1 protein-coding gene is annotated in these 719 nt (G+C 70.4%); it reads left to right on the top strand.

Annotated features, from left to right (window positions below):
* Positions 1-657 (top strand): hypothetical protein (locus tag AE652_RS42125; protein ID WP_049661456.1); only part of this gene is annotated, 657 nt, incomplete at its 5' end.
* Between the last annotated feature and the right edge of the window lie 62 nt (positions 658-719).

Below are 719 nucleotides of genomic sequence, written 5' to 3'. Positions count from 1 at the left end.
TACGCCGCCCGCGTCGGCTTCTTCGCCGCCCCGGCCCCGTCGAAGGCGAGCGCGAGCGCGAGTGCCGCCGCGAGTGCGACGCCCTCGGCCGCGCCCGTCCCGGTGCCCACCGCCGTCCCGGCCGAGCCCGCCCCCGTCAGCACCGTCAAGGGCACCGTCAGCGGCGGCAAGCACGAGGGCGACCTGCGCTACTTCCTGCTCCCCATCCCGGCCGGCGGCGAGTCCTACGGGCCCGTGGACGGGACGGCCATGAGCGACGACGACGTCGCCGACCTCTTCGGCAAGCAGGACGGCATCATGGACATCCTCAAGTCCTACGGCTACAAGGGCGGCGCGAACCGGATGTACCGGACCGCCGACGGCAAGGCCGAAGTCACCGTCACCCTGCTGAAGTTCGGCTCCACCGCGATGGCGGCCGACTTCGCCAGGAACTACAAGATCAAGTCGCTGGACCCGTTCGACATCGACGGCGACTCCGGCGGCCGCGGCTACCTGAAGGCCCCCAAGCAGCAGGCCTATACCGGCTCGATGAGCGGCATCTCCAGCCAGGGCGACGTCCAGTACACGATCGACGTCGACGTGAAGGGGACGCCCGACAAGGCGCTGCTGAACGAGCTGATGAAGCGCCAGCGCGAGTGGCTCACCACCGGCGGCTGAGCCCGGCTCCGCCCTTTCCCCGTCCTCTTCCTCCTCCTCTGGAGCCACTTCCGTGACCACCG

It is taken from the genome of Kitasatospora sp. MY 5-36, from assembly GCF_001182915.1.
Taxonomy (GTDB): domain Bacteria; phylum Actinomycetota; class Actinomycetes; order Streptomycetales; family Streptomycetaceae; genus Kitasatospora.
The sequence above is the reverse complement of the archived record's forward strand: the minus strand, read 5'-3'. Positions and strand labels throughout refer to the sequence as shown.